Here is a 1,195-nt window from a genome sequence, read left to right as displayed (position 1 = left end):
ATGGGGAGAACCGGTGTCCAACCGGGGAGAACTCACGTCCGCCAGCGCGTGGGCCTTCATGTCCGCCAGCGGGGACCGCTACAAGACCGTTGACAGTCGCGGCAAATGACCTGCGGTTGAGGACCAGCCACACCTTGCGGGCGCCGAACACGCCGTAGTTGTCGGCGTGCACCCGGGCGATCCGTGCCTTGAGCAGGTCGTCGCGGCGGGACCGGGCCGAGGGTGCGCGCCGCACGGCGGCGCGGTAGGTGCTCGACGCGATCGGCCAGCCGTGCTCGGTCAGCACGCGGCAGATCGACTCGACCGTGAACACCTGCTTGTGCTCGTCGATGAACTTCACGAGCGTGGCTGTGGCCGGTCTAGCTAGGCCGCGAAGAAAACCGAAGCCGCTTTCAAGATCTCGTTGGCGCGGCGCAGCTCCGCGACCTCTCGCCGCAGCCGTTTGATCTCCGCGGACTCCTCGCTGGTCACACCCGGCCTCGCGCCGGTGTCGACCTGGGCCTGACGGACCCATTTACGCAGCGTCTCGGCAGTGCCGATACCCAGCTTCTGGGCGACCGCGGTGATCGCGGCGTAGTCGGAGTCGTAGTTCGGCCGCACCTCGGCGACCATCCGCACCGCGCGCTGACGAAGCTCAGCCGGATACGCACTCGAACGTGACATGGCTCGATCCTCCACAGAGGTCGGGCCGCTACCAAACCCGGTGCGGTTCACCTTGCCGCCGTGGTCTGTCGCAATGAAGCGTGACATCAACTCTCCCGGCCAACTGACACCAACCGGTGCTTGACGAGAGTGGCGCCCCAACCGCGCCGCCGTCATCCGCCTCGTCGGCGCGGTCCTGGCCGAGCAGACCGACGACGGGCCATGCTGGAGATCAAGCATGTGCCCGAGCAGTGTTCGACGTCGCGGCCACGTCCGGCTCATCGACGGGCTGGTCCCGGCCGAATCGACCGAACAGCGCCGCTACATGGGCCCCGAACTCCTCGCCAAGGCCCGCAAGTAGACCATTGACGACCAGACCCCGACCAGCGCGGCGCAGCCCGAACCAGAACTCACCGCCGCATAGGCTCAACCCAGGATCAACGATGGTCGTCTAGCGATACACCACGTCCGTCAGTGTCTACGGTGAACTTGCTCGACGGGGCTCGCTCCACCACTTCCTGCCGATCCTGGCCTGGTCCACTTCTGCGGTCCG

Annotated in this window: 1 pseudogene; it reads right to left on the bottom strand. The window is 66.8% G+C overall.

The annotated features are described in order from the left end of the window. Positions 1 to 178: 178 nt before the first annotated feature. Positions 179 to 663 (bottom strand): annotated as a pseudogene (locus tag AB0J67_RS41270) (transposase); the annotation flags it as partial. Between the last annotated feature and the right edge of the window lie 532 nt (positions 664 to 1,195).

Source organism: Catellatospora sp. NPDC049609 (assembly GCF_040675365.1).
Taxonomy (GTDB): Bacteria; Actinomycetota; Actinomycetes; order Mycobacteriales; family Micromonosporaceae; genus Catellatospora.
Note: the sequence above shows the minus strand (reverse complement) of the source record. Positions and strands in the feature narration are given on the sequence as shown.